The sequence below is a fragment of the Arsenicicoccus sp. UBA6765 genome, from assembly GCF_002453335.1.
GTDB lineage: Bacteria > Actinomycetota > Actinomycetes > Actinomycetales > Dermatophilaceae > Arsenicicoccus > Arsenicicoccus bolidensis.
In genome coordinates this window covers 556-835 of sequence record NZ_DKGR01000053.1, presented here as the reverse complement: position 1 = coordinate 835, position 280 = coordinate 556, and the positions used below count along the sequence as shown (strand labels likewise).

Sequence of the window (280 nt, the reverse complement as noted above, 5' to 3'; positions counted from 1 at the left end):
CGCCGAGCCCGGCCAGCACCAGCGCGGGCACGGCGAGGGGTGCGACCACGCGGTACGGCTCGCGGTCCCACAGCGCCGTGACCAGGGTCCCCCAGCCGGAGGACGCCGAGGCCGCGAAGACGTACATCGTGGCGGTGAGCAGGTAGCCCACCACGAGCCAGGCCCGCCGCGTGCGCACGGCCTGGACCGCGCCGACCGCGACCAGCAGAGCCAGCACCAGCCAGCCGGGCGTCAGGTGGGTGCCGAGGGTGAGCACCTCGCGGACGGCGTCGCCGGGGTC

The 280-nt window shown here is 76.8% G+C and carries 1 protein-coding gene; it reads right to left on the bottom strand.

Going from position 1 to position 280, the window contains the following annotated elements; all coding sequences use genetic code 11:
- Positions 1-280: DUF6541 family protein (locus tag B4K29_RS14060; RefSeq protein ID WP_349680253.1), on the bottom strand; the 280-nt coding region annotated here is incomplete at both ends.